General features: G+C 43.0%; 16 protein-coding genes and 1 pseudogene. 1 reads left to right on the top strand and 16 read right to left on the bottom strand.

Features of this window, described 5'->3' with window-relative positions; all coding sequences use genetic code 11:
- Window positions 1-433: 433 nt before the first annotated feature.
- The 16 genes and pseudogenes from H8Z82_RS14060 to H8Z82_RS14135 all read right to left on the bottom strand — a co-directional run bounded on the left by H8Z82_RS14060 (window position 434) and on the right by H8Z82_RS14135 (window position 21,900).
- Complete coding sequence (locus H8Z82_RS14060) at window positions 434-3,217, bottom strand: ATP-binding protein (RefSeq protein ID WP_186995448.1); 2,784 nt, start codon at window positions 3,215-3,217, stop codon at window positions 434-436.
- On the bottom strand, window positions 3,218-5,335 hold the full coding sequence (locus tag H8Z82_RS14065; protein ID WP_186995449.1) for a SulP family inorganic anion transporter: 2,118 nt from the start codon (window positions 5,333-5,335) through the stop codon (window positions 3,218-3,220).
- Window positions 5,336-5,354: 19 nt separating this feature from the next.
- Window positions 5,355-5,540 (bottom strand): annotated as a pseudogene (locus tag H8Z82_RS14070) (NADAR domain-containing protein); the annotation flags it as partial.
- 285 nt (window positions 5,541-5,825) lie between these two features.
- Window positions 5,826-6,983, bottom strand: a complete 1,158-nt coding sequence (locus H8Z82_RS14075) for a M20 metallopeptidase family protein (RefSeq protein ID WP_186995451.1) — start codon at window positions 6,981-6,983, stop codon at window positions 5,826-5,828.
- Window positions 6,984-7,121: 138 nt separating this feature from the next.
- Window positions 7,122-7,991 (bottom strand): DegV family protein, encoded by an 870-nt coding sequence (locus H8Z82_RS14080; RefSeq protein WP_186995452.1) that lies wholly within the window; start codon window positions 7,989-7,991, stop codon window positions 7,122-7,124.
- An 87-nt stretch (window positions 7,992-8,078) separates the two neighbouring features.
- The gene (locus tag H8Z82_RS14085; protein WP_186995453.1) at window positions 8,079-9,275 is read right to left on the bottom strand and encodes a S41 family peptidase; all 1,197 of its coding nucleotides are present in this window, start codon (window positions 9,273-9,275) and stop codon (window positions 8,079-8,081) included.
- Window positions 9,276-9,444: 169 nt separating this feature from the next.
- Window positions 9,445-10,350, bottom strand: a complete 906-nt coding sequence (gene ftsX / locus H8Z82_RS14090; protein WP_173743502.1) for a permease-like cell division protein FtsX — start codon at window positions 10,348-10,350, stop codon at window positions 9,445-9,447.
- Window positions 10,340-11,023: a cell division ATP-binding protein FtsE gene (gene ftsE, locus H8Z82_RS14095; RefSeq protein ID WP_019162442.1), complete on the bottom strand. Its 684-nt coding sequence runs from the start codon at window positions 11,021-11,023 to the stop codon at window positions 10,340-10,342. Before ftsE ends, ftsX begins: the two co-directional genes overlap by 11 nt.
- Before the next feature lie 230 nt (window positions 11,024-11,253).
- Window positions 11,254-12,342 (bottom strand): PucR family transcriptional regulator, encoded by a 1,089-nt coding sequence (locus H8Z82_RS14100; RefSeq protein ID WP_019162443.1) that lies wholly within the window; start codon window positions 12,340-12,342, stop codon window positions 11,254-11,256.
- Between the two features lie 200 nt (window positions 12,343-12,542).
- Window positions 12,543-13,430, bottom strand: coding sequence for a YitT family protein (locus H8Z82_RS14105; protein WP_186995454.1), 888 nt, complete (start codon window positions 13,428-13,430; stop codon window positions 12,543-12,545).
- Between the two features lie 138 nt (window positions 13,431-13,568).
- On the bottom strand, window positions 13,569-13,937 hold the full coding sequence (locus H8Z82_RS14110) for a PqqD family protein (RefSeq protein WP_186995455.1): 369 nt from the start codon (window positions 13,935-13,937) through the stop codon (window positions 13,569-13,571).
- Window positions 13,938-13,961: 24 nt separating this feature from the next.
- The gene (locus H8Z82_RS14115; RefSeq protein ID WP_186995456.1) at window positions 13,962-15,860 is read right to left on the bottom strand and encodes an OPT family oligopeptide transporter; all 1,899 of its coding nucleotides are present in this window, start codon (window positions 15,858-15,860) and stop codon (window positions 13,962-13,964) included.
- 147 nt (window positions 15,861-16,007) lie between these two features.
- The gene (locus H8Z82_RS14120) at window positions 16,008-17,801 is read right to left on the bottom strand and encodes a cobaltochelatase CobT-related protein (RefSeq protein ID WP_186995457.1); all 1,794 of its coding nucleotides are present in this window, start codon (window positions 17,799-17,801) and stop codon (window positions 16,008-16,010) included.
- Window positions 17,791-18,711, bottom strand: coding sequence for an AAA family ATPase (locus H8Z82_RS14125; RefSeq protein WP_118338584.1), 921 nt, complete (start codon window positions 18,709-18,711; stop codon window positions 17,791-17,793). The genes H8Z82_RS14120 and H8Z82_RS14125 overlap by 11 nt, the downstream gene beginning before the upstream one ends.
- 116 nt (window positions 18,712-18,827) lie before the next feature.
- A complete protein-coding gene (locus tag H8Z82_RS14130) occupies window positions 18,828-20,948 on the bottom strand; it encodes a glutamine synthetase III family protein (RefSeq protein ID WP_186995458.1) in 2,121 nt (706 codons plus the stop codon).
- Entirely contained in the window at window positions 20,941-21,900 is a 960-nt protein-coding gene (locus H8Z82_RS14135; protein WP_186995459.1) for a diacylglycerol/lipid kinase family protein, read from the bottom strand. The genes H8Z82_RS14130 and H8Z82_RS14135 overlap by 8 nt, the downstream gene beginning before the upstream one ends.
- A 437-nt stretch (window positions 21,901-22,337) precedes the next feature.
- On the opposite strand from H8Z82_RS14135, the gene H8Z82_RS14140 reads away from it, so the two are divergent.
- Window positions 22,338-23,132, top strand: coding sequence for a Cof-type HAD-IIB family hydrolase (locus tag H8Z82_RS14140; RefSeq protein ID WP_186995460.1), 795 nt, complete (start codon window positions 22,338-22,340; stop codon window positions 23,130-23,132).
- Window positions 23,133-23,174 lie beyond the last annotated feature (42 nt).

Consider the following 23,174-nt stretch of genomic DNA (forward strand, 5'->3'; position numbering starts at 1 on the left):
AATTCTTTTTCGTTCTTTTCTTGATATCCATAAGTCACTCTCCTTTATTACACATTTTATACAATTCCGTAAAAAATATTCAATTAAATAAATTTTCACTTTATCCAATTAAATTATTATTGAATATTTTTTACATTTTCGTCTTGTTTGTTCAATAACATTATACTTCTTTACAATTCAAAATGCAAACCTTATTGAATATTTTGGACGGTTTCGTAAAAAACATTCAATATAAATAGTCCTATATGTAAAAGAGGCAGCTTTCGCTACCTCTCACACCTTATTTCTTATTCTGTTTTTTCTTTTCGATCTATGCATTCATCTCAAATCTGATACCTGGAATCCTTGGCTTTTTTTCATAAAAGCGGCAATCGGCAACGAACAATTGAATACCCGTTCTGCACTTTAGGGCGTGTCTGAAGGATACTTTATGCTATTGTTCGCTCCGCCTGCTTAAAACCCCACAAATAGTCTTCTCAACTTTTTCTGCATCAACAGGTTTTGCAATATGTCCGTTCATTCCTTTTGCCAGTGCTTTCTTTCTGTCTTCCTCAAAGGCATTGGCAGTCATGGCAATGATTGGAATATTTGCTTTGCTCTTATCTGACAAGCCTCGGATTACCTCCGTTGCTTTATACCCATCCATGTTCGGCATCTGAATGTCCATAAGGATCAGGTCATAGGTGCCTGCCGGTTTCTGTTCTATCCTTGCCACACATTGAACTCCATCCTCAACACGATCAATCATAAGTCCCATATCCTCCAGAATAAACTCTGCGATTTCCGCATTCAGATCATTATCCTCTGCAAGCAAAATATGTTTTCCGCTTATTCTATCTGTTTCATCCATACCTATAGATTTTTCCGTATCCTGTTCATAATAACTCTTATCAGCAATCCTGTATTCCAGAGTAACTGTAAATTTACTTCCTTCCCCCAGCTTACTTTCTACTTCAATAGTTCCGTACATCATATCAATATATTTCTTTATGATCGGCATTCCCAGACCTGTCCCCGCAACTTTTCCGGCCGTTGTATTTCGTTCCCTGGCAAAAGCCTCAAAGAGAGATGGAAGGAATTCTTCGCTCATTCCGATACCTGTATCAATTACCTGAGTCCGTATCCGCATATAGTCTTTCCTGTCACAGTCAAGTTCTGTGATCTTTATGGTAACCCTTCCCCCTGAAGCTGTATATTTTACCGCATTGCTGATCAGATTGAGGAAAATTTCCCTGTTCTTTGTCTCATCGCAGATTACGTGCTCATGCTGCACATCATATTCCATCTCAAGGTGAATACCTTTTTTCTCCGCTTCCGCCTGGAAAATTTTGTAAACTCCCTGATAAATATCTCTGATCTTCACATAATCTTCATCCAGTTCCACCTTACCGCTTTCAATCCGGGCCATGTCCAGCACATTATTGATAATAGACAGAAGCAGATTTCCGGACTGTTCCATCTTCTCCTGATAGTCCAGAAGCTTGGGATCTGTCAGTTCCCTTTTTATCAGCTCACTGTATCCCAGCAGGGCATTCATGGGTGTCCGGATATCATGAGACATATTGAAAAGGAAATCTGATTTGGCGGCATTAGCCTTTTCTGCCTGAATCTGGGCTTTTCTTGCTTTCACCATCAGGTAAACTATAATCATTATAATAACCAGAACCGTACTTACAAAACCAATAGAAACTGCTCGCAGGTTATCCTTTATGTATTCTGTCAGAGTGACCTTTCCCGGTTCGTTTTCATATACGCAAAACTGACTGGAAAGTCTGGAAGCAGGCAGAGTCTGAATGGTTTTGTTCAGGATATTCATTAATGTTGTATTGTCCCTGGTGACTGCAAAGCAGGAATCCCCGGATTTCGTAAGAAAAATACTGCGCATTTTGCTGTCTGCCATTGTCTTTAATGACTGTCCTGCCTTCACAACAAAACAGTCTGCCTCACCGCTGTGAACTGCCTTCTCAACCTCATCGGATGAGTCATATTCCTTTATTTTCCAGAAAGGATAGTTAAAAGAAATATACCACTTTCCCAGCAGGTTATTCCTTCTCACTGCTACTGTATTCTCTTTATTTTCATCAAACTTTTTAACACCTGTGAGTACTGCAACATTGACTTCAAAAACAGTATTTGACAATATAACATCGTTTTGCTCAGCTTCATATGGATTCTGATTCATATGAAAAATCATATCAATCCTGCTATCCTTTAATGCCTGTAGCTCTTCCTCCTGGGAATCAAAGCCTGTCAACTGAAATTCTATGTTTTTTTCTCCCAGACAGCCAGAAGCCAGACTAATATAATCGTTAATAATTCCTACCGGTTTCTCTGACTCCGTATCCTCAAGGCTGACACCCACATCATTTTTCAGATATCCAATTCTGACCGCCCCATGCTGTTCCAGCCAGTTCTGCTCCTCATCCGTAAGAGTTTCAAGGGAATTTGCGGAGAGATACCTCTTATAAAGATCGTCTGTATAAAAAGGATTCTCCCTCTCAATCTTCTGCATTGCCTGATCCAGTTCCTCTTTCAGATCCGGGCGTTTTTCGCTGACTGCAAAATAGTTATAGGAGCCGCCGATCAGAAGAGCTGGTGAAATGTTGTCTCTTTCCCATTGTGGAGATTCATTCAAAACAAACCCATCAATTTCATGATTTTTCAATTTCTGACGGACATCGTCTACATCGATAATATCAACCTGCTGCGTGTTTACTCCATGGCTTTTTTCCCACTCATGAAACATTTCGGCAGAAAGTGTATCCGGCATCATCCCGATTCTCTTCTCATTTAATGTAGTCAGATTTGAAACAGAGATGTCTGTATTGGATGGATTCACATACAGGTAATATCTATCCTCTCCCATAGGCAACGCTGAAAAAAGCATGGAAGTGGAGCGTTCCTCTGCATAGGAGATACCTCCCAGCAGATCGATCTGTCCTTTTTTCAGCATGCTCATCAGTTCTGCCCAGCTTCCATCCACATATTCATATTTCCAACCGGTATGCGCAGCTACTGCCTGTTGGTATTCGTAGCTGTAGCCTCTCCTCTGACCGTCTGATCCTGTGGTATTATAGATTCCTTCATACCAACCTACTCTGATTGTCCGAGTTTTTTCTTTCTCTGCTGATACAGGAAAGGGAAGCACAGTAACATATAAAACAAGGCATAATAAAATGCAGATATATCTCTGTACATTTAACTTAAACTTTTTCATTTACCTGTTATCCTTCTCACGCTGCTTTAAAACCAGTGCATACACATCCGGCCATTTTTTCTCTAACTGCTCATCCAAAAGTCGCCTGCGCTCCTCGAACATCGCCACCAACTCCGGATGCTCTTTCAGCATCTGTTCCCGGAGTTTCTTTCGATGCTTCTCAAAACGTACGGTCAGTTCCTGTTCATCCTGTCCTGAAATCTTTACAATTTCTTTGATATGCTCTTCCAGATGCTCAATCCATGCATCTGCATCAAGTTCATCCATATGATTCCACTGACCATGGAGCAGTTCCTGCATATCTCCGTTCTCTTTCAGCTGTTCAATCTGCAGACGGATCTGTTTCTCTATCTCTGCCTCGGAATCAGAACCAAAAGCCCAGACAAATTCCTGTACACTGTTGTCCACACGCTTTCTGAACGGAGAACGTTCTGTATTATCTACATTGCCCTTCAAAGGATAAGGATAATGGATTCCCATATCCTTCAATGCAACATGTATGGTCCGGCGTACACGCCCCTCTTCGATCAAAAATCCAAGTCCAAGTGCACGCATCTGTTCATTCAGCTCAGCGATATGCTCTGTTATGTAGAAACGAATTTCTCTTGCCTTCAGAGAACGGTACAGAATTGCAAGCCTGTCCGCAGCCGTAACATCAATACTGCCAATCCCGCTGGCATCCAGAATTACTGCTTTGGTATCCGGTCCAATGGCATTCTCAATATCCTGCTGTAAAATATCTATATTTGCAAAAAACAGGCTGCTGCTGAATCGGTAGATCACCACGCCCTCAATCTCGCAGTTATGCAGGCTTTCCGTAAGATCCTCGAAATGCCTGTGTCCCGGCTGCACTCCCAGAAAACAGCGTGCCGGTTTCGCAGTACGGATGATCATCTCTGCAAAGGAGAGAATAATACCGATCAATACTCCATTGATGGTGCCAAGCATCAGCACTCCCCAGAATGCGCCCCAGTAGATCAGGCATTCCTTTTTGCTGATTTTCCTCAAACGTACAGCCAGATCAAATTCCGTTGCCCCCAGAAGTGAGGATATCACAATTGCAGTCAGCATGGGAACCGGCAGATAAGCGATCAGCCCGGTTGCTCCCAGAAGCACAAAAATCATGGAAATTCCTGCAACAATTCCTGTCAGCTGTGTTTTTCCCTGGTACTGTTCACTGATAGCGGTACGTGACACCGAACCATTGATCGGACAGCAACCTGTCAGAGCTGCTGCCAGATTTCCCATGGAAAAGGCTACCAGCTCCTGATTGGCATTTACCCTGTAACCATTTTTCTGTGCGAAGCTATTCTCGCCAAGCAAAGTTTCCGCCATGATCACTACAGCAATAGACAGACTGTAGATAACTGCTTCCTTCAGACCGATGGCAGAGAAGTCAGGAATACTCCATACAGGCAGCCCAGGTTCTACTGCATCCAGTGTGCGGATTCCCCAGTTGGAAATCGGGACGAAATAGGATAATAATACACCTGCCACCATCAGAACTACTACCATAGGAAACTTAGGCATGATTTTTTTCATCACCAGAAGAATGGCCAGAGAAACCAAACCTAAAATCAAGGAAGGCAGATTGATCTGTCCCAATGTAGCCCAGATATGCTCTGCCAGCTCCGGCAACTCTCCGGTTCCTGCAGTTCCGCCCATTAATTTGGGCACCTGCATGAGAATAATTGTGGTACAGATACCTGTGATAAAGCCTCCCATTACAGGTGCGGAAATATAGTTTACCAGTTTTCCAGCTTTAAAAAATGCAAATATAAACAGCCAGACTGCCACAAAAAATGTCAGCACCGGCACAACCGCCATGGCCTGTTTCGAACCACTCTGGATTCCCATGTCCACCAGTGCTGCCCCAACCAATGCCGCTGGTGCTGCATCCACCCCGAAGATGAACTGGGGTGATGTGGAAAACAGCCCAAACAAAATGATCGGGAATACAGATCCGTACAGTCCATAAACCGCCGGCAGCCCCGCAATCTGGGCATAGCCCATGGAAATCGGGATCGAGACAGCCATAATAATCAGCCCGGTGAGGATGTCCTTTGATAAATTTTTTCTGTCGTAATTTCGCAATGTTTTGGCTAACTCCATCTGCATTTGTTTTATGTTCCTCCGTTTATAACTGTTCTCTGACTAACATTAAAGCATATCCCAGAAGATTGTTGCCTTTCCATTTGCTTCGCTCAAACCTGTTTGGATCTCCCATGGATAAACCTATTCCCCAGATTTGATCTTTTACTGCGCATTCAGCTAACACAGCATCACCTGTATCAACAAGTTGTCGTTTTAAATAGCCATTTTCTTCATCTGGGTTATGGAAACATATAACGTTCATTGCGTTTCACCTGCTTTCTTTTCATAAAATCATTTAATTTAGATAAATCACAGTTCTAATTTTCTCTATGAATTTGCACTGCTCTCAAACCTCAAATATTGAAATAAATGATCTGCGAATCACTTATGCAATTTCGCAAGTTGTATTTACTCCTCTATACTAACACAAAATGCAGAAATCTGCATCCACAATATGTCTGCACTCACATTCAAGAATTGGATGTTCGCTACTTTGCTCACACTTTTTAAAATTTCAGATTCCCTTCACAATCTCATACAACGCCTCCACACTGCTGGGCAGTACTGCTTCGTCGATCTGGAACTGGTTGTGGTGGAGGGGGTGGCTTTTTCCAGGGATTCCGGCCAGGAATACGGCGAAGAGGCCTTTTGTTTCGCGGAAATAACGGTAAGCATTATCTCCGGAAAGGAATAATTCATCTTCGCCTTCCAGAATAAAGCGGTTTCCGAAAATCTTATTTCCCACCTGACACGCAATATCCACCAGCCCATCATCATTGGCAAAAGGATAGACTGGTTCTTTGGGGAAATCCATGGTAATCTGTGTGCCGGTCTGCTGCCCGATCTCCACCAGCTTCTCTTCCAGCTCTTTTTTCAGGGCATGATAAGTTTCCTCATAAGCTGCGCGGATATTTCCGTTCATTACTACATGATCTGCAATAATGTTGGTATATTTACCTCCCTGCACAGTTCCGATTCCCAGAATATATTTTCCAACATCCGGATGTTCTCTGCCAAAGTTCTCATTCAGATCATGAATGGCATTGATGACCTGAGCTGCCCCATAGATACTGTCTATGCCTTTCTGCGCTTCACACCAGTGGCTGGATTTCCCCCGGACATGAAGCTCCATACTATTGATCATAGAAGAAGCCTGTCCCCGATGGACTGCCATTCCAAAAGGCAGATCAGAGGCATAATGAAACATGACAAAGGCATCCGGCCTGGGCTCCTCCATAGCCCCTGCCTGCAGCATCCGTCTGGCTCCTTCCCCGATTTCCTCTGCCGGCTCAAAGAGAAAACGTACCCTCACTGGGAAATCCTCCTGCTCTTTGGCCACAATCTTTGCCAAGATCAGGGCAGATGCAATAATGCAGTCGTGTCCGCAGGCATGCATACAGCCATTGTCTGCTGCATAGGGCAAACCTGTTTTCTCTGTTATGGGAAGAGCATCCATCTCTGCCCGGACTACTACCATCTTTTCCCGCTTCTGTAGACCTGGCAGCTCTGCTATCAGTCCTGTTGGAGGGACTTCCGTAATGGTATATCCCAGTTTTTCCAGATAACGCCTTATATATGCGGAGGTCTCATATTCCTGCAGGGCAAGCTCCGGATATTGGTGGAAATGCCGCCTCAGCTGTATCAGTTCCTGTGTAAAATTTTCTATCTGCATAATTTCTCCTGTCTGTTATCAATATTTTATAGAATACTGCTATAACTGTTTTTTACCTGTATATACATGATGCTATAGAGAAAGGCTGCCGGAATATCCATTCTGATATTTCGACAGCCTTTTACGTGCTGTATAACCTTATCGCACATCTCCCACAAAAAACAACGCCATAGTTCCCGGGCCTGAATGTGCACCGATGGTAGCACCTACCTGGTTAATAATGATGTTCTTTATATTATATTTTTCCTTCACCTTTTCCGCAACATACTGTGCATCCTGTTCGCAGTCGCCATGACTGATAAAAATAGTATCGCAGCCCGCTCCAAAGCTTCCGATTTTTTCATCCATCAGCTTTACCAGCTCCTGAAGTGCTTTCTTTCTACCGCGGACTTTACCGATTGCGGTCAGTTTGCCCTCATTATCTACATGAAGCACAGGTTTGATATTTAACATGCTTCCTACAATTGCAGTTGTTTTGGAAACACGTCCCCCTCTGTATAAATGGTTCAGATCATCCACAGTAAACAAATGTACCATTTTCAGCTTGTTTTTCTCTACCCAGTCTGCAACATCCTCCATTGTCTGGCCCAATTCTTTTTTCTGTTGTGCCAGCCATACCAGAAGTCCCTGTCCCAGAGAAGCAGAAAGAGAATCTACCACTATAATCTTCCGATCCGGATATTCCTCCTGCAGTTCATCTGCTGCAATCCTTGTACTATTGTAGGTTCCGCTTAAACCTGAAGAGAAAGCAATATGCAGTATATCCTTGCCTTCCTTCAGATATGGCTCCATAAACATTTTAGCTGTCTCTGGATTTACCTGTGCAGTGGTGGGCATGGCACCCTTTCTCATAGCTTCATAAAACTCATGCACCGGCAGAAAATTCTCATGAGTATAATTCTGTCCATTCATGGAATAACTCAGATAGGTGCAGCCTACCTGGTGCTCTTCCAGATACTGATCCGGGAGATCCGCATTATTGTCTGTGGTAATCACATAATCTCTCATATTCTCCATCCTCTTTTTTCTTTTTATTATCAATGGGATATTCCTTTAAATTGTACCATGTACAGCTGTGTTTCTCAATACAAACTGTTATTCTGTTCTATTTTTCATTACTTCCTTTATGGCAGCCTGAAGCTGATTATCTTCATCATGTGTGATTTCATCTCTGGTCTTATTCAGCAGGTTATTATCCAGAGAAACCTCTATATCCGGTTTGATCCCGATTTTATTAATATTATTTCCCTTAGGTGTATAATAATTGGCAATGGTAAGCTTCACTGCACTTCCATCGTTCAACTGACGGATAGACTGTACTACCCCTTTTCCATATGTAGTAGTGCCCACAATGGTTCCGATTCCATAATCCTGCACAGCTCCTGCAAAAATCTCCGATGCACTGGCGCTGCTTTCATTAACCAGAACAGCCAGAGGAAGCTGCAGTTCATTTTCTCCATCGCATTTTTCTTCTGTACGGTTTCCTTCTTTATCTTCTGTATATACAATCAATCCCTCAGGCAAAATATCCCGCAGGATTTCGCAGACAGAATCCAACAGACCGCCAGGATTATCCCTAAGGTCTACGATCAGCTTTTCCATCCCCTGGGAATCCAGATCTGCAAAAGCCTTTCTGTACTGTTCGGCAGTTACACCTGCAAATTCTGTAATACGGATATATCCAATCTGATCCTCCAGCATTTCATGGAACACGTAAGGAAGCTCCACATCTGTAATGGAAACTGTAAGCTCCATAGCTTCCTTTACCCCTTCCCGATGAACAGTAAGAACAATACTGTCTTTGTCAGAATTTTTAACCAGTCCAGCCACATCTGAGACTTCCATATCTGTAATGTCCTCACCGTCAACAGCACTGATAATATCCCCTTCCTTCAGTCCTGCTTCTTCCCCGGGGCCACCTTCATAGCATTTTTCCACACGTACGCCGCCCTCTTTATTCTTGGACATCAGGATACCGATTCCCACATAGGAACCCTGATTGGAGGTATTCTCCGCCTCATATTCCTCTGCAGTATAATACCTGGAGTAGGGATCATCCAGGCCATAGAGCAAACCTGTATACAATCCTTCCTTCAGTTTCTCCTCATCCTTATCTCCCAGATAATATTGATCGATCATGCTTTCCAGATATGTGAGTTTTTCCGTACATTTCCGATCTCCAAGTACTGTATCTCCCCTGAAATAATTCACTCCTGTATAAACCCCGGTGCTTACACAGGCAGTAATCAGGACTCCTGCCAGTGCTCCTTTCCAGAATTCTCTGTTCTTCATGTTCTGTCTCCTGTTTTTTATTTTCCCGCCTTCTGCCAAAGTCCCCACCCACTGCTTATTGCTTATTGCTTTTCATACCCCCGCAGGGGACTTGCTTGATTCGGTTAAAAAAGGCTGCCGTTTTCCGTCCGGCAGCCTGACCTTTTCTCACTGTTCTCAGTAACAATTGTCATACTCGTAAGTGTTTTCTTGTTGTAAAGAAGCTTCCTATTAATCCAATGCCTATTCCCAGCCCCAGGCTGATCGGCAGCAGAGTCCGGTACATCTCCAGAACAGGAATAAAATCCACCACTCCGGTCAGTACATTAAATTTATTCAGAATATAGGAGATTGCTGCATTATATCCAAAATACAGGCCAATCAGCGGAATTGCTGCCCCAATAATTCCAAGTACGATTCCTTCCAGCATAAAGGGAGCCCGGACAAAGGAATCTGTGGCACCTATGTATTTCATAATCCCGATTTCATCCTTGCGGACTGCAATACCAACGGATATGGTATTGCTGATCAGGAAAACAGAAATAACAAGAAGAAGTGCAATGATCGCGATGGAAACATAGGATACCAGCTTATTTATGTTTCCCAGTGTTTTGGCAGCTTCTTCTGACTGATTTACCATTCTGACATGTTCCAGACTTTGGATATAGGAAACCAGTTCTGTCTGTTTGGTAATATCATTCATATAAACCCGGTAATTGGCTGAATTTGCCAGAGGATTGTCATCCTTAAATCCGTCTGCTGCATCAGAACCCTGGAAATATTTGTCTTTATACTCTTTCCACGCATCCTCTGCTGACTGGAACTCAATCTTCTCCACTTCCGGACGGGCTTTGATCTGCTTTCCTACTGCTTTCATCTGCTTACTATTGGTCCCTTCATCAAAAAATACTGTGACCGGAACCTCTGACTCTACTTTATGTGCAATATTATTTACATTATTTACAATGGAGAAAAAAATTCCAAACAGAAAAATGCAGGCAGCCATAGTGATAATAGATGCCAGGGAAAACATCCAGTTTCTTTTTATGTTTTTGATACCCTGCTTCAGGGTATACCATATTGTACTAGGCCTCATGATATTCTCCCTCTTTCTCGTCGCTTATTATGGAACCCTCATGCATGGTTACTACCCTCTTACGCATGGCATTTACAATTTCCTTATTGTGTGTTACTACCAGAACTGTAGTTCCTCTGTCATTGATCTGCTCCAAAAGCTTCATGATCTCTTCAGAAGTTTTTGGATCCAGGTTTCCGGTAGGTTCATCTGCCAGAAGAATATCCGGGCGGTTTACCAGTGCTCTTGCCAGGGCTACCCTCTGCTGTTCTCCACCGGAAAGCTCATCAGGAAAGGATTTGTATTTGCCGGCCAGACCAACTTCCTGAAGAACCTCAGGTACACGTTTACGGATCACACGGGTGGGACGGTTGATCACACGCTGTGCAAAGGCTACATTTTCATATACATTTCTGTCCTTCAGTAATCGGAAATCCTGAAAAACTACACCAAGCTTCCTGCGATATTTTGCAACTCTCCTGTGCTTCATTCCCTCCAGGCGTTCACCACTTACAATTGTCTGTCCGGATGTGGAATCCAGTTCCTTCATGAGAAGCTTGATCATCGTTGTTTTACCTGAACCACTGCTTCCTACTACGAATACAAATTCACCTTTGTCTACGTGCAGGTTTACATGGTTCACGGCAGGAAGTCCGGGCCCATAGGATTTACTTACATCTATCAGATCTATCATTTATTCATTCCTCCAGTGGGGTTATTAATCTTTTCGTAACATTATTGTAATATATGTTTTGTCATTTGGCAAGAGGATTCTTGGTGTTTCATAGATTGTTCATATTTTTTGTCACAGTCTACTCCAATAAAGCTCCGGATATGTGACCGGATATTGACTTTTACATAAATACTGCCTGCAGATAAATACACTGCAGGCAGGTAAAGACCAATCATTTTTATTCTGCGTTATCAGTATTCCAGAGTCTCCATATATTTCATATATCGCACTACCATCAGGGCAATCTTAAAGGTGATGGCATCCTCGAATACTCTAAGGTCAAGTCCTGTGCTCTTCTGAAGTTTATCCAGACGGTAAACCAGAGTATTTCGATGAATATAAAGCTGTCTGGAGGTCTCAGAAACATTCAGACTGTTTTCAAAGAATTTATCAATGGTTACAAGAGTTTCTTCGTCAAAATCGTCCGGAGACTTTCCGCCAAAGATCTCTTTGATAAACATTTTACACAGCGGTATAGGAAGCTGATAGATCAGTCGTCCGATTCCCAGGGAACTGTAGGCGATCACTTCCTTATCTCCAAAGAAGATCTTTCCTACATCCAGAGCCATTCTGGCTTCTTTGTATGAACGTGATACTTCCTTCAGTTCATTGACAATGGTACCGTATGCCATATGAGTCCTGCCGTCATTTCCCATTCCCAGTGTATCCAGAATAGTATGAGCCAGAGCATCCATCTCTGGATAATTTTCGCCCTCATCCAGTTCCTTGACTACAATGATACTCTTCTCATCCACTGCTGTAATGAAATCCTTGCTCTTACCGCCAAAGAGACTCTTTACACTCTCCATGGAGCTGTGATCCTTCTCCTGAGGCATTTCCAGGATCATAACCACACGGCGCACATCTGCCTCTATGTGTAATTTCTTCGCACGGTTATAAATATCCACCAGAAGAAGATTATCAAGAAGAAGGTTCTTGATAAAGCTGTCTTTATCAAAACGTTCTTTATATGCTATGATCAGATTCTGAATCTGGAATGCAGCAAGCTTACCTACCATATAGGTATCCTCATCATCGCCGTGTGCTACCAGAATATATTCCAGTTGATAGTCATCGCACACCTTAAAATACTGAAATCCCTTTACCAGCTGGCTGTCAGCCTGGGATTCTACAAAAGCCTGTACATCTGCTGCTGCGATGGAAAAATCCGCAAAAGTGCTGGCCAGTACTTTGCCCTCTGTGTCAATAACACAAAATTCCGTTCTTGATATTTCTTTTAATCCTTCCAGAGTATTTTGAAGCACCTGATTCGATATCATCCCAATTCAATCCCTTCTCATCTACAGTTTATTTTTCTATTTTGCCGTTCTGTTTTACTATAAATATTTCTCTCTAGGTTATATTTTAATACAAAATCACCAAAATAGAAAGAGGGAAAATAAAAAAACTTACAATTTTTTGCATGTTTTTTTTTATATTTTGCTCAGTTTTATCTTCTGATATAAGATTTTCTATAGCTTTACCGGTTTTTTTCTATAAATCCCTCTCCATGGACTTCTCTGGCATCCGTTACGATCACAAATGCCTGAGGGTCAATTTCATCTACTTTTTCCTTGAGCATGACAATTTCCTTTTTATTTACCACTACAAAAAGCATAAGCTTATCCTGTCCGGAATACATCCCCTTCACATTAATCCCTGTAGCTCCCCGGTCCAGATCTTCCATGATCATTCCGGCAATTTCCTCCGGCTTTTCTGTGATAATATAGACAGCCTTGGAGAATTTCAGGCCTTCTATCAGTCCATCCGATACTTTTGTCACAAGGTACACTGCTATAATGGCATAAAGGGCCTTATGGATTCCGAATACATACATACCCACAACAACCACTGCCCCGTCAATAATCTGCATGATCTGAGAAATGGAATAATGCTGAAGAAAGTTCTGGATAATAGCAGCCATCATATCTGTTCCGCCTGTAGTTCCGCCTCCCAGGAAGACCAGACCAATCCCCACTCCCTGGATCACGCCTCCATAGAGTGCTGCCAGAAGCAGGTCATCCCCGGCCAGATGAAATACCGGCTGTATTGCCAGCCATACAGACAGTGATATTTCACCCAGAATTGCCTTCTTTATAAAAGAAAAGCCTTTGACCCTCCATGCAATAAAAAACAGGGGAATATTCAGGACACAGTTGGTCACCCAGAGGGGAATCCCACCGTTCACCATTCCCTTTGTCCAGGCTTTTATAATAATTGCGATGCCGGAAAATCCACCTGTTACCATTCCCGATGCATCAAACACCGAATTGATAGCCAGTGACATCAGTCCTGTACCTACAATGATCATCAGATATTCCAACCAGAGGGGTTTTCTGCCCTGCATACTTGATTTTTTTGAATTCATATTACTCCTCTCTGTTTTTACTTTAACACTGCGCCGTATTATTTTCTCTACAAATTACAAGAACGGCAGCAGATCCGGTTAAGGACTGCTCCCGTTCTTATTATGGCTTATGATTCATAAACCAAACAATATATGCCATTATTTTTTCTCAGGCTTATTGATAAAATTTACAAAATGATAACTCTCCATTATCTGGAAGTATTTCACAATTCTTGGATATAAAGGCTCTGCCTTTTCTCCGAATTCTTTTTTTACCAGTGCTGCAATCTCTGTCACTGTTTTCTCACCATCTATGAGTGGCCAGATAAATGTGCCATTGTCATCCAGATGTATCTTCGTATATCTGGGTTTTCCAAACAGCTTCTGGGCAATCGTGTTAAACGCGCCCTTATTCTCTATTTCCAGCACCATTCTCCCCCTGATATCCGTATGCCAGCGAAGCTGTGCACTGCGCTCAGGAATGAGATCCAGATAATTGATCTGTATTTCTTTTTTCTTTTTACTCATTTAGATATTATCATCCCCGCCTGATCAGGCTTTCTTCTTATTCCAGATACTGAATTTCAGAAGGCTTAAGATCATAAGTAACATCAGGATCACACCGCCTGCATTACCAAGGTTAATGCTTCCGGAGAGATCAAATACACTGCTTACGTTTACTACTGCAAGGATTGCAAGAAGGATACCTACAAGACCTTCACCTGCGATCATACCTGCACAGTAAAGTGTACCGTCTGTTGCCTGTTCTTCTTTTTTCTTATCATCAACATTCTTTCTTCCGTCAACGAACATACGAACAACACCACCGATCATGATAGCAGCGTTGAGGTAGATTGGAAGGTAAAGACCGATAGCAAATGGCATAACCGGAATTCTTAAGATTTCCAGACCAATTGCAAGGAATACACCGATAAATACCAGTGTCCATGGAAGCTTGCCGCCCATGATACCTTCTACGATCATCTTCATCAGAGTTGCCTGAGGAGCAGGTACTTCTGCACTTCCGTATCCCCATGCAGTATTCAGAAGATAAAGAACACCACCGATAGCAAGACCGGAAGCAACAACACCGATAAGCTCACCGATCTGCTGTTTCTTAGGAGTTGCACCAAGAAGATAACCTGTCTTTAAATCCTGTGAAGTATCACCTGCGATCGCTGCTACGATACAGATTACGGAACCAATAGCAATTGCTGCTTTCATTCCGTTGATACCGGTATTGCCGGATGCTTTGATAATCATTGTTGCGATCAGAAGTGTAGCGATAGCCATACCTGATACAGGGTTGTTTGAGCTTCCTACAAGACCAACCATACGGGAAGATACAGTTGCAAAGAAGAAGCCGAAGATTACGATAATCAGCGCACCGATCGGGTTAACCGGGATAGCCGGAACAAGCCAGATGATTGCAACCATTGCCACAATACCGATCAGGATAACGTTCATTGGAAGATCCTGTGCAGTTCTTTCTGTACTTGTATTCTTGCCACCCTTCATGCTCTTCATGGAATCACGGAAGGTTGTAATGATCAGAGGCAGGGATTTGATCAGGGAAATAATACCACCTGTTGCGATAGCTCCTGCTCCGATATATTTTACATAAGTACTCCAGATTTTAGCTGCTCCGCCTGCTGCATAAAGAGCAGAAATTGTTTCTGTTCCGGGATACATAACTGTATCAGCTCCGAACAGACAGATTACCGGAATCAGCACCATCCAGCCAATAAGAGAACCAACAAACATAAAGGATGCGATTCTTGGTCCTACGATATATCCAACACCGAGAAGTGCAGGATAGCATTCCATACCAATTTCACCTTTGAATCCTTTAAATGCTACTGCAACGTCTGCAGGGATTACCTTTAAACCGTCAACGACAAATTTAAAGATCGCTGCGATTCCCATACCTGAGAATACTGTCGCAGCGTTTGCACCACCCTCTTCACCTGCAAGAAGAACATCTGCGCAGGCAGTTCCTTCCGGATAAAGAAGTGTTGCATGCTCTTTTACGATCAGTGCGTTACGAAGTGGTACCATAAAAAGTACACCAAGAACACCACCGCAAAGTGCGATTAATGTGATTTCCACGATACCCGGCATTTCACAAAGTCCTTCTTCTGCCCAGAGGAACAGAGCAGGCATTGTGAAAATTGCACCGGCTGCCAGTGATTCACCGGCTGAACCGATTGTCTGGACCATGTTGCTCTCCAGAATGGAGTTCTTTTTCATGATCTTGCGGATTACACCCATGGAAATAACTGCTGCCGGAATGGAAGCAGACACAGTCATACCAACACGCAGACCAAGATAAGCGTTGGCTGCACCGAAGATGACTGCAAGGATAACACCCATAATAATGGATGTCACCGTAAATTCCGGTGTGATTTTCTCAGCCGGGATATACGGTTTGAACTCTTTGTTTTCGTTCATAATTTCCTCTCCCTTAAATGAATGAATTTATAACAAAAGATATTATATCTAAATTCACACAAAAAATCAAGGATTTAAACCTATATTTTTGTACATCTTCAACGCATTGTCAAGGCAGCAAGGTAGTGCGGCAAAGTTTCATATCATCTATCCGTCACTGTCAAGCTGTTTGGTCAGATATTGCCCTACAATCCTGGAAAATTTCGAAATATCCCGGATATAGGCAAAATCTTTTCCAAATATTTTTTTCTCTGTAGCCAGATCTTTCTCTTCACCTGCGAAAACTCCCAGCACACTGACCCCCTGATTTCTCAGATTTCTCACCTCTGTAGCAGTATCCTTGACCGCATATTTTCCCATATATGGCTGGGGATTTCTGGCATGGGGACGATTTACGACCACATCATAGGGCCTTCCATCACTCAACAGGATCAGAATTTTCTTCTCTTCCGGCCGCTGAAGAAGCCCATATCCGACTGTTTTTACAGCAAGGCCGTCACGATTATTGGAAGAAGTTACGTAATTAAATATATTTTCATTTGCAGAACGGGGATCGTCATATTCCCGGAATCTGTGCAGGATCGTGTAATCCCAGAAGGTACAAAAGCTCATTACCCTGTGAGGCAGATTTACATTGCTTAATGCTTCACTGATGATGTAGGCCTGTAATGCCACATCTCCCTGCCTGGACATCTGGGAACCGCTGGCATCGATCAGCACATCTACTACAAAATCAGATGCATCAGATTTCAATTCTCTTTTAAACAGATTTGCTTCACTGCTTCTGCCCACACGCCAGAGTCTGGACGGAATGATCGTTCCTCTGTCTGACAGTACTTCCTGCGTCTCGCTTTTCAGCACCAGCGTCTTTCGCAAAAGATCTGTGAGGGATGCGATGTTCTGCTTTACGATCCTGTGTTTGTCATGGTAGAGCCAAATATTCTTATTCTTTAATCGCACTGCATATTCGTACTGATAGTTTCGTTTGACCGGATTCTTAAGAATTCCTTCTGTAAAATAAAGGCTGCAGTCTCTGTGAAGTTCCCTGCACATCAGATAATTCATTCGCTTCTCTTCTGCAGGAGTGAGATAAGTTTTTCCGAAATTCAACTCTACATAGGTGTATGCTTTCTCAAGTTCTTCCTCTGTGAGAATTGTAATCTTGTGTTTGGCCTGGCGTTGTTTTTCCATTTCTTCAGTGACAGCAGTGTTTTCCATGTCCGTAATCTTATTTGTCATCTGTTCGATGTAACTCTCCAGAGCTTCCTCATAAAGTTCTTCTGTGAGAAAATCTTCCCAGTCGTATTCTGTCAGTTCTTCCATGGTGACTGCCATAACCTGTTCCAGTGTTCCATGATCTTTCTCAAAATTCGGATCAATGATAGTGTTGTAAAGACTGTCAATAATACGGATCAGTTCTACAGTGTCTGCAGCTGTTCTGGCTTTGTAAACCATGTGGCGGATTTTTCGAAGACGCTCTTCTACATAATGGTTTCCATTCTGCAAACGGTCACGCAGGATGGCAATCTTCAGGCGACCGAGAATATCTCCGTATGCGGGCATCTGTTCAAACTCCTGATCCAGGATATCCTCGAATGCTTCCTTCTGCATCTCCCGGACTCCCGGACGCTCCTGACAGATTTTGTCCCCGATTGCTTCTTCTACACATAGCTGTGCTACTGCAGTCAGTTCTCCTTCTCCTGCCTGACAGAAGACTTTTTTTACCAGATATAAACCAAGCAGATTCCTGTCATAATATTTCGCCAGAGCGCCCTGCTTGATGCCGTCATACAGAGCGATTGCTTTTGAGCGCAGATACAGGGAAACATCTACTTTCATATTTAATGTGTAATCCCCGCTGATAGTCCAGAGGAGATTGCGGATCCTGTTTTCCAGTTCCAGACGGTAATCATCGATTTCTACGATTTTCTCATCTTTCATATACATCATCCCTTGTCCAGTCTGCCGGAATTCTGGTTTTCACAATATCCTCTACGATTTCTTTCTCGAAAATATCGAAGGTCTTGTTCACCACCCCCATAGTAACCGCTTTTCTCGGAGAAAGTCCGGTTTCTACAATCTTCATGGCTGCAAGGAGACCTCGCAGATCCAGAGGTTTGGTGGAAATTTCACTGTTTGTGGCTTTAAGTTGAAGATCCAGGAATACTCCGATAAACTGTGTTCTGGCGTTTTCTTTTATATTTGGGAACATCCGGCGGAAAATAAATTCCAGGGATTCTTCAGTCTGAGCCGGCATATCAATGACCAGAAATCTGGATACCAGCGCTTCATTAAGTTCTTTGGTTCCTGCATAACCGTAATTCATGGTTCCGATAAAACGGGCAGCCGGATGAAGATCAATTTTGTCATAGCCCGGGACATCGATGGAACGGCGATAATCCAGGGTTGCATGGAGAACGGAAACTGCATCGTTCTTTGCCATATTGATTTCGTCGAGGATTCCGAAACCACCGTATTCTGCACACTGATAAATAGTTCCTTTGCGAAGCTTAACTTCGTTGTCCACGAAAGTGTCTGTGCCGATCAGATCTCCGCTGTTTGTATTTACATGAAAGGAAACATTGTATGCGGGACGGTTGAAAATATATGCCAGGTTCTCTGCAAGGATATTTTTTCCTGTTGCCTTCGGACCGGTGAGTAACAGGTTCTCCCCTTTGAGCAGTCCGGCAATGGCCATTTCCAGAATGTCTTTTCCATAAAATGGAATGGATGGTTTCACAATCCTGCCTGCTGTCTCCGGTACCACCTCATACTGGCTGCGGAATTCTTCTACTCTCTTTATCAGTTCAGGAGCTACCTGCTGCTCCTCCAGAAATTTTAGTTCTTCCATTTAGTTCTCCTTTATATAACTATTATAGTCCAGTTTGTGTTATAGAAAAAGGCCGCTTATCTTTTACAGATTCACGACCCTTTTATTATAGCATTCTTCTTTATACTTTTACAATATTATACTTCAAATACAAGATCTCCATATGAAGGCATCGGCCACATTTCCTTATCTACGATCATTTCCAGTTCATCCACCGGCTCACGTAAAGCTTCCATTGCAGGAACCACCTTTTCTCTGCAGAATACGGCTCTGTCCCGTCCCTCTGCATATTCCGGGATCTTCTCAACCAGTTTGCTCAGCTTACTCATGGCACTGTTTGCAGCCTTTAAGAGTTTTGACGCTTTCTTGAGCAGGTCAAGCTGTACACTTACATCGATCAATCCTTCGCCCGCTGTTTTCACTGTATTGATAGATTCGCCAAGAACAGTGGTATATCTGATAACTGCCGGGATGATCTGCTTGGTTGCCATGTCGATCATTGTCTTTGCTTCAATATTGATTGCTTTAGAGTAAATCTCATATTTAATCTCTGCGCGTGATTCAAGCTCAGCTCTTGAGAATACATCAAAAGATTCAAAGAGTTTCACTGCCTTCTCTGTAGTAAGTGCAGGGATTGCATCCACCATGCTCGGAAGGATCGGAAGTCCGCGGCGTTTAGCTTCTTTCTCCCATTCCGGCGCATAGCCGTTTCCGTTAAATACGATCTTCTGGTGATCTGTGGCATATTCTTTGATCAGGTCATGTACCGCCAGTTCGAAATCAGGAGCTTTTTCCAGGCGGTCACATACTTCCTTAAATACTTCTGCCGTGATCGTATTCAGGACTACGTTACATGCGGAAATAGAATCTCTTGAGCCCACCATACGGAATTCAAATTTATTTCCTGTGAAAGCAAAAGGTGAAGTACGGTTACGGTCTGTAGCATCCTTCATGAAATCAGGCAGAGTCTTAACACCTGTTTCCAGCTTACTTCCCTTTTTACTGTGAGTTGCTGTTCCTGTGCTGACCAGCTGCTCCAGAACATCCTCAAGCTGCTCTCCAAGGAATACGGAAATCACTGCCGGCGGTGCCTCATGGCCGCCAAGTCTCTGGTCATTTCCCACATCTGCCGCAGATTCACGCAGAAGATCTGCATGTTCATCTACTGCTTTCAGGATACAGGTAAGGACCAGAAGGAACTGAATATTTTCATGAGGTGTTTTGCCCGGATCCAGAAGATTGATTCCGTCATCTGTGGTAAGAGACCAGTTGTTATGCTTACCGGAACCGTTCACACCTGCAAATGGTTTCTCATGAAGGACACAGCGCATTCCATGGCGGCTGGCAACCTTTTTAAGAATACGCATCATCATCTGGTTCTGGTCTGCTGCGATATTGACCGGTGCATAGATCGGTGCAAGCTCATGCTGTGCAGGGGCAACCTCATTATGCTGTGTCTTTGCAGGGATTCCAAGCTTCCAGCATTCTTCATTTACCTCTTTCATGTATGCGGAAATTCTCTGACGGATACTTCCGAAGTAATGGTCATCCATTTCCTGTCCCTTCGGAGGCATGGCACCAAAAAGAGTTCTGCCTGTATAGATCAGGTCCTTTCTCTGAAGCCATTTCTCTTTATCGATCAGGAAATATTCCTGCTCTGCTCCTACTGACGGAGTTACCTTCTTGGAAGTTGTATTTCCAAAAAGTCTCAGCAAACGGAGTGCCTGGGTGTTGATTGCTTCCATAGAACGAAGAAGTGGTGTCTTCTGGTCAAGTGCTTCTCCTGTATAGGAACAGAATGCAGTAGGAATACAGAGTGTTCCGCCTGCTGCATCATGACGCACAAAAGCCGGTGATGTACAGTCCCATGCTGTATATCCTCTTGCCTCAAAAGTAGCTCTTAATCCACCTGACGGGAATGAAGAAGCATCCGGCTCACCTTTGATCAGTTCTTTTCCGGAGAAAGACATCAGAACTTTGCCATTATCCATCGGAGCAGTGATAAAAGCATCGTGTTTCTCTGCTGTCACGCCGGTAAGGGGCTGAAACCAGTGACTGTAGTGTGTAGCACCCTTTTCAATGGCCCATTCCTTCATCTCATGTGCTACTACATCTGCGATCTCCATAGACAGTTCTTTACCCTCTTCTATGGTTTTTTTCAATTCCTTGTATACCTTCTTGGGCAGACGTGCCTGCATAACAGAATCATTAAACACATCACATCCGAATGTCTCTACTACATTGATATACTCACCCATTGTTGTTCTCCTTTTTATTTATTAATGCAGATAATCCCATTGTTTTGGATTCTTCATTTTTTGTACTTTTCAGATAGAGATTCAGTGCTTCATGGCAGTTTAAAATCTTTACCTGTGTATGTTCTCCTCCGAACTCTCCATCCAAAGTCCAGGGGACAGATTCTTCTGAGGTAATGGTCAGCTGTGATGATTTAAAAGAATAGATCATGTCCGTATTATCCTCAGCTGTCAGCATTGCTGTCATGATTTCCTGTAATTCCAGCGGATTCTTTGGCTGTCTGATCATGGTCACTTCAAAAAGACCGTCATTCATATCCACATTCTTTCCTGTAAGATTCTTGAATCCTCCCACAGATCTGGAATTGGTCACCATTCCATAAATAAAATCATCTTCAACAGTCAGCTCCTCTGATTGGATTTTCATATGATAGAATTTGATATCAAAGAGACGCTTCACTCCCTCCAGAAGATAAGCCACATGTCCCAGAATATTCTTCAGATCCTGGTCTGTCTGATAAGCAACATCCGTAAAAAGCCCAAAGGCTGCTATGTAAGTAAAGCTTTGATTATTAAACCTGCCAATGTCACAATGATAAAGCTTCTCTTCCATAATACCTTCAGCAGCCTCAACCATATTTTTCGGCATAAAAAGACTATTGGCAAAATCATTGGTACTTCCTGCAGGAATATATCCGATAGGAACAGAACTTTTTACCTCCATCACACCGGTGACCACCTCATCAAGTGTGCCATCGCCGCCACTGCATACGATAAGGTCTACTTTAGATTCGTATTCTTTGGCTTTTTCATAGGCATCTCTTGGTTTCTGTGTGGAATAGATGATGACTTCATAGCCACCTTTATTAAATATATCTACAATGTCAAGCAAATTGGTTTTTATCTTACCTTTGCCTGCTTTGGGGTTGAAAACAAAGAGCATTTTTTTGTTCATTTCGAGCAACTCTCCTTTTTTCAGAGTTTGGAAACGCATACAAAAAGAGATATGCGATTTCTATCTATAATACTATAAAAAAAAAGGGGGGAAAAGTCAATGGGGTTTGGGGACGGCAGGAAATATTTTTGGTTTCAGGTGCGGTTTCGCGGGCTAATAACTCTAGGTGTGTGGAAATCTGCTAAAAACATTTCCTGCCTGTTGGCTGGCTGTGGAACTGTCGGGCTGTTACTGCTCACTTCGTTCACAGTAATGCGCCTTGCAACGATAGGCTACGCAGATGAGATTTTTTTACAAAACATTTTGTAGGATAGTAACGCATGAAACGGGACTGGTAGATCGTTGCAATTTTTCTTAATTTTTTATGGCAAGTTATATTTGTGCATGATAAAATGAGGATTGTATTTATTAATAGATAGAAAGGATTTCTTATTCATATGATTAAATTGATTGCTTCAGATATAGATGGAACTCTGGTGAAGGATGGAACTCTGGCGATTGACAGGGAGTATATGGATGTAATCAGTCGTCTGCTTGATAAGGGTATTATTTTCGTTGCGTGCTCGGGGCGCCAATATCGAAGTGAGAGGAAGCTGTTTGCACCTGTTGCAGACAGGCTGCTTTACATCACTGATGGCGGCACTGTGGTAAGAACTCCGAAGGAGATTCTGAAGGTAGATACTATGCCTGATGAAATATGGAAAGGAATGCTTTCTATGGTTCATGAAAGCCTGCCTTCCTGCGATTACTATATTGCCACACCTGACCGCGGCTTTGCAGAAGATGGCGGCAGCCGTATGTTTCACTGGCTGAGAGATTCCTACGGATATGATATCCAGGAAATTTCTGATCCACGCATCCTTGAGAATCAGCAGATCATCAAATTCTCTGTCTATCATCCTAATGCCTGTGAAGAATTATGTGCTCCTGTATTTACCCCTGCATGGAAAGATAAAGTCACTCTGGTCTCTGCAGGTCAAGAATGGATGGATGCCACTCTCCAGGGATCCGGCAAGGGTCCGGCTCTGGATTTCCTGCAAAAACATCTGGGAATTGCACCTGATGAAACCTGTGTTTTCGGAGATAATATCAATGATATTGAAATGCTCCGTGAAGCAGGTTATAGCTACGCGGTTTCAAACTCCCGTCCGGAAGTCCAGGCTGCTGCAAAAAATACCTGCCCACCCTACTGGGAAAACGGAGTTCTGCATATTCTGAAGTCTTTCTTATAATGGTATAATAGCAAGTCCCCACCCACCGCCTGTTGTTTCTCG

Origin of the sequence: Blautia difficilis, from assembly GCF_014297245.1 — a bacterium.
Taxonomy (GTDB): Bacteria; Bacillota; Clostridia; order Lachnospirales; family Lachnospiraceae; genus Blautia_A; species Blautia_A difficilis.

What these genes read in the sequence shown, in the direction of transcription:
- H8Z82_RS14060 (WP_186995448.1), bottom strand. Translation starts at nt 3,217, where the DNA reads ATGAAAAAGTTTAAGTTAAATGTACAGAGATATATCTGCATTTTATTA.
- H8Z82_RS14065 (WP_186995449.1), bottom strand. Translation starts at nt 5,335, where the DNA reads ATGCAGATGGAGTTAGCCAAAACATTGCGAAATTACGACAGAAAAAAT.
- H8Z82_RS14075 (WP_186995451.1), bottom strand. Translation starts at nt 6,983, where the DNA reads ATGCAGATAGAAAATTTTACACAGGAACTGATACAGCTGAGGCGGCAT.
- H8Z82_RS14080 (WP_186995452.1), bottom strand. Translation starts at nt 7,991, where the DNA reads ATGAGAGATTATGTGATTACCACAGACAATAATGCGGATCTCCCGGAT.
- H8Z82_RS14085 (WP_186995453.1), bottom strand. Translation starts at nt 9,275, where the DNA reads ATGAAGAACAGAGAATTCTGGAAAGGAGCACTGGCAGGAGTCCTGATT.
- ftsX (WP_173743502.1), bottom strand. Translation starts at nt 10,350, where the DNA reads ATGAGGCCTAGTACAATATGGTATACCCTGAAGCAGGGTATCAAAAAC.
- ftsE (WP_019162442.1), bottom strand. Translation starts at nt 11,023, where the DNA reads ATGATAGATCTGATAGATGTAAGTAAATCCTATGGGCCCGGACTTCCT.
- H8Z82_RS14100 (WP_019162443.1), bottom strand. Translation starts at nt 12,342, where the DNA reads ATGATATCGAATCAGGTGCTTCAAAATACTCTGGAAGGATTAAAAGAA.
- H8Z82_RS14105 (WP_186995454.1), bottom strand. Translation starts at nt 13,430, where the DNA reads ATGAATTCAAAAAAATCAAGTATGCAGGGCAGAAAACCCCTCTGGTTG.
- H8Z82_RS14110 (WP_186995455.1), bottom strand. Translation starts at nt 13,937, where the DNA reads ATGAGTAAAAAGAAAAAAGAAATACAGATCAATTATCTGGATCTCATT.
- H8Z82_RS14115 (WP_186995456.1), bottom strand. Translation starts at nt 15,860, where the DNA reads ATGAACGAAAACAAAGAGTTCAAACCGTATATCCCGGCTGAGAAAATC.
- H8Z82_RS14120 (WP_186995457.1), bottom strand. Translation starts at nt 17,801, where the DNA reads ATGAAAGATGAGAAAATCGTAGAAATCGATGATTACCGTCTGGAACTG.
- H8Z82_RS14125 (WP_118338584.1), bottom strand. Translation starts at nt 18,711, where the DNA reads ATGGAAGAACTAAAATTTCTGGAGGAGCAGCAGGTAGCTCCTGAACTG.
- H8Z82_RS14130 (WP_186995458.1), bottom strand. Translation starts at nt 20,948, where the DNA reads ATGGGTGAGTATATCAATGTAGTAGAGACATTCGGATGTGATGTGTTT.
- H8Z82_RS14135 (WP_186995459.1), bottom strand. Translation starts at nt 21,900, where the DNA reads ATGAACAAAAAAATGCTCTTTGTTTTCAACCCCAAAGCAGGCAAAGGT.
- H8Z82_RS14140 (WP_186995460.1), top strand. Translation starts at nt 22,338, where the DNA reads ATGATTAAATTGATTGCTTCAGATATAGATGGAACTCTGGTGAAGGAT.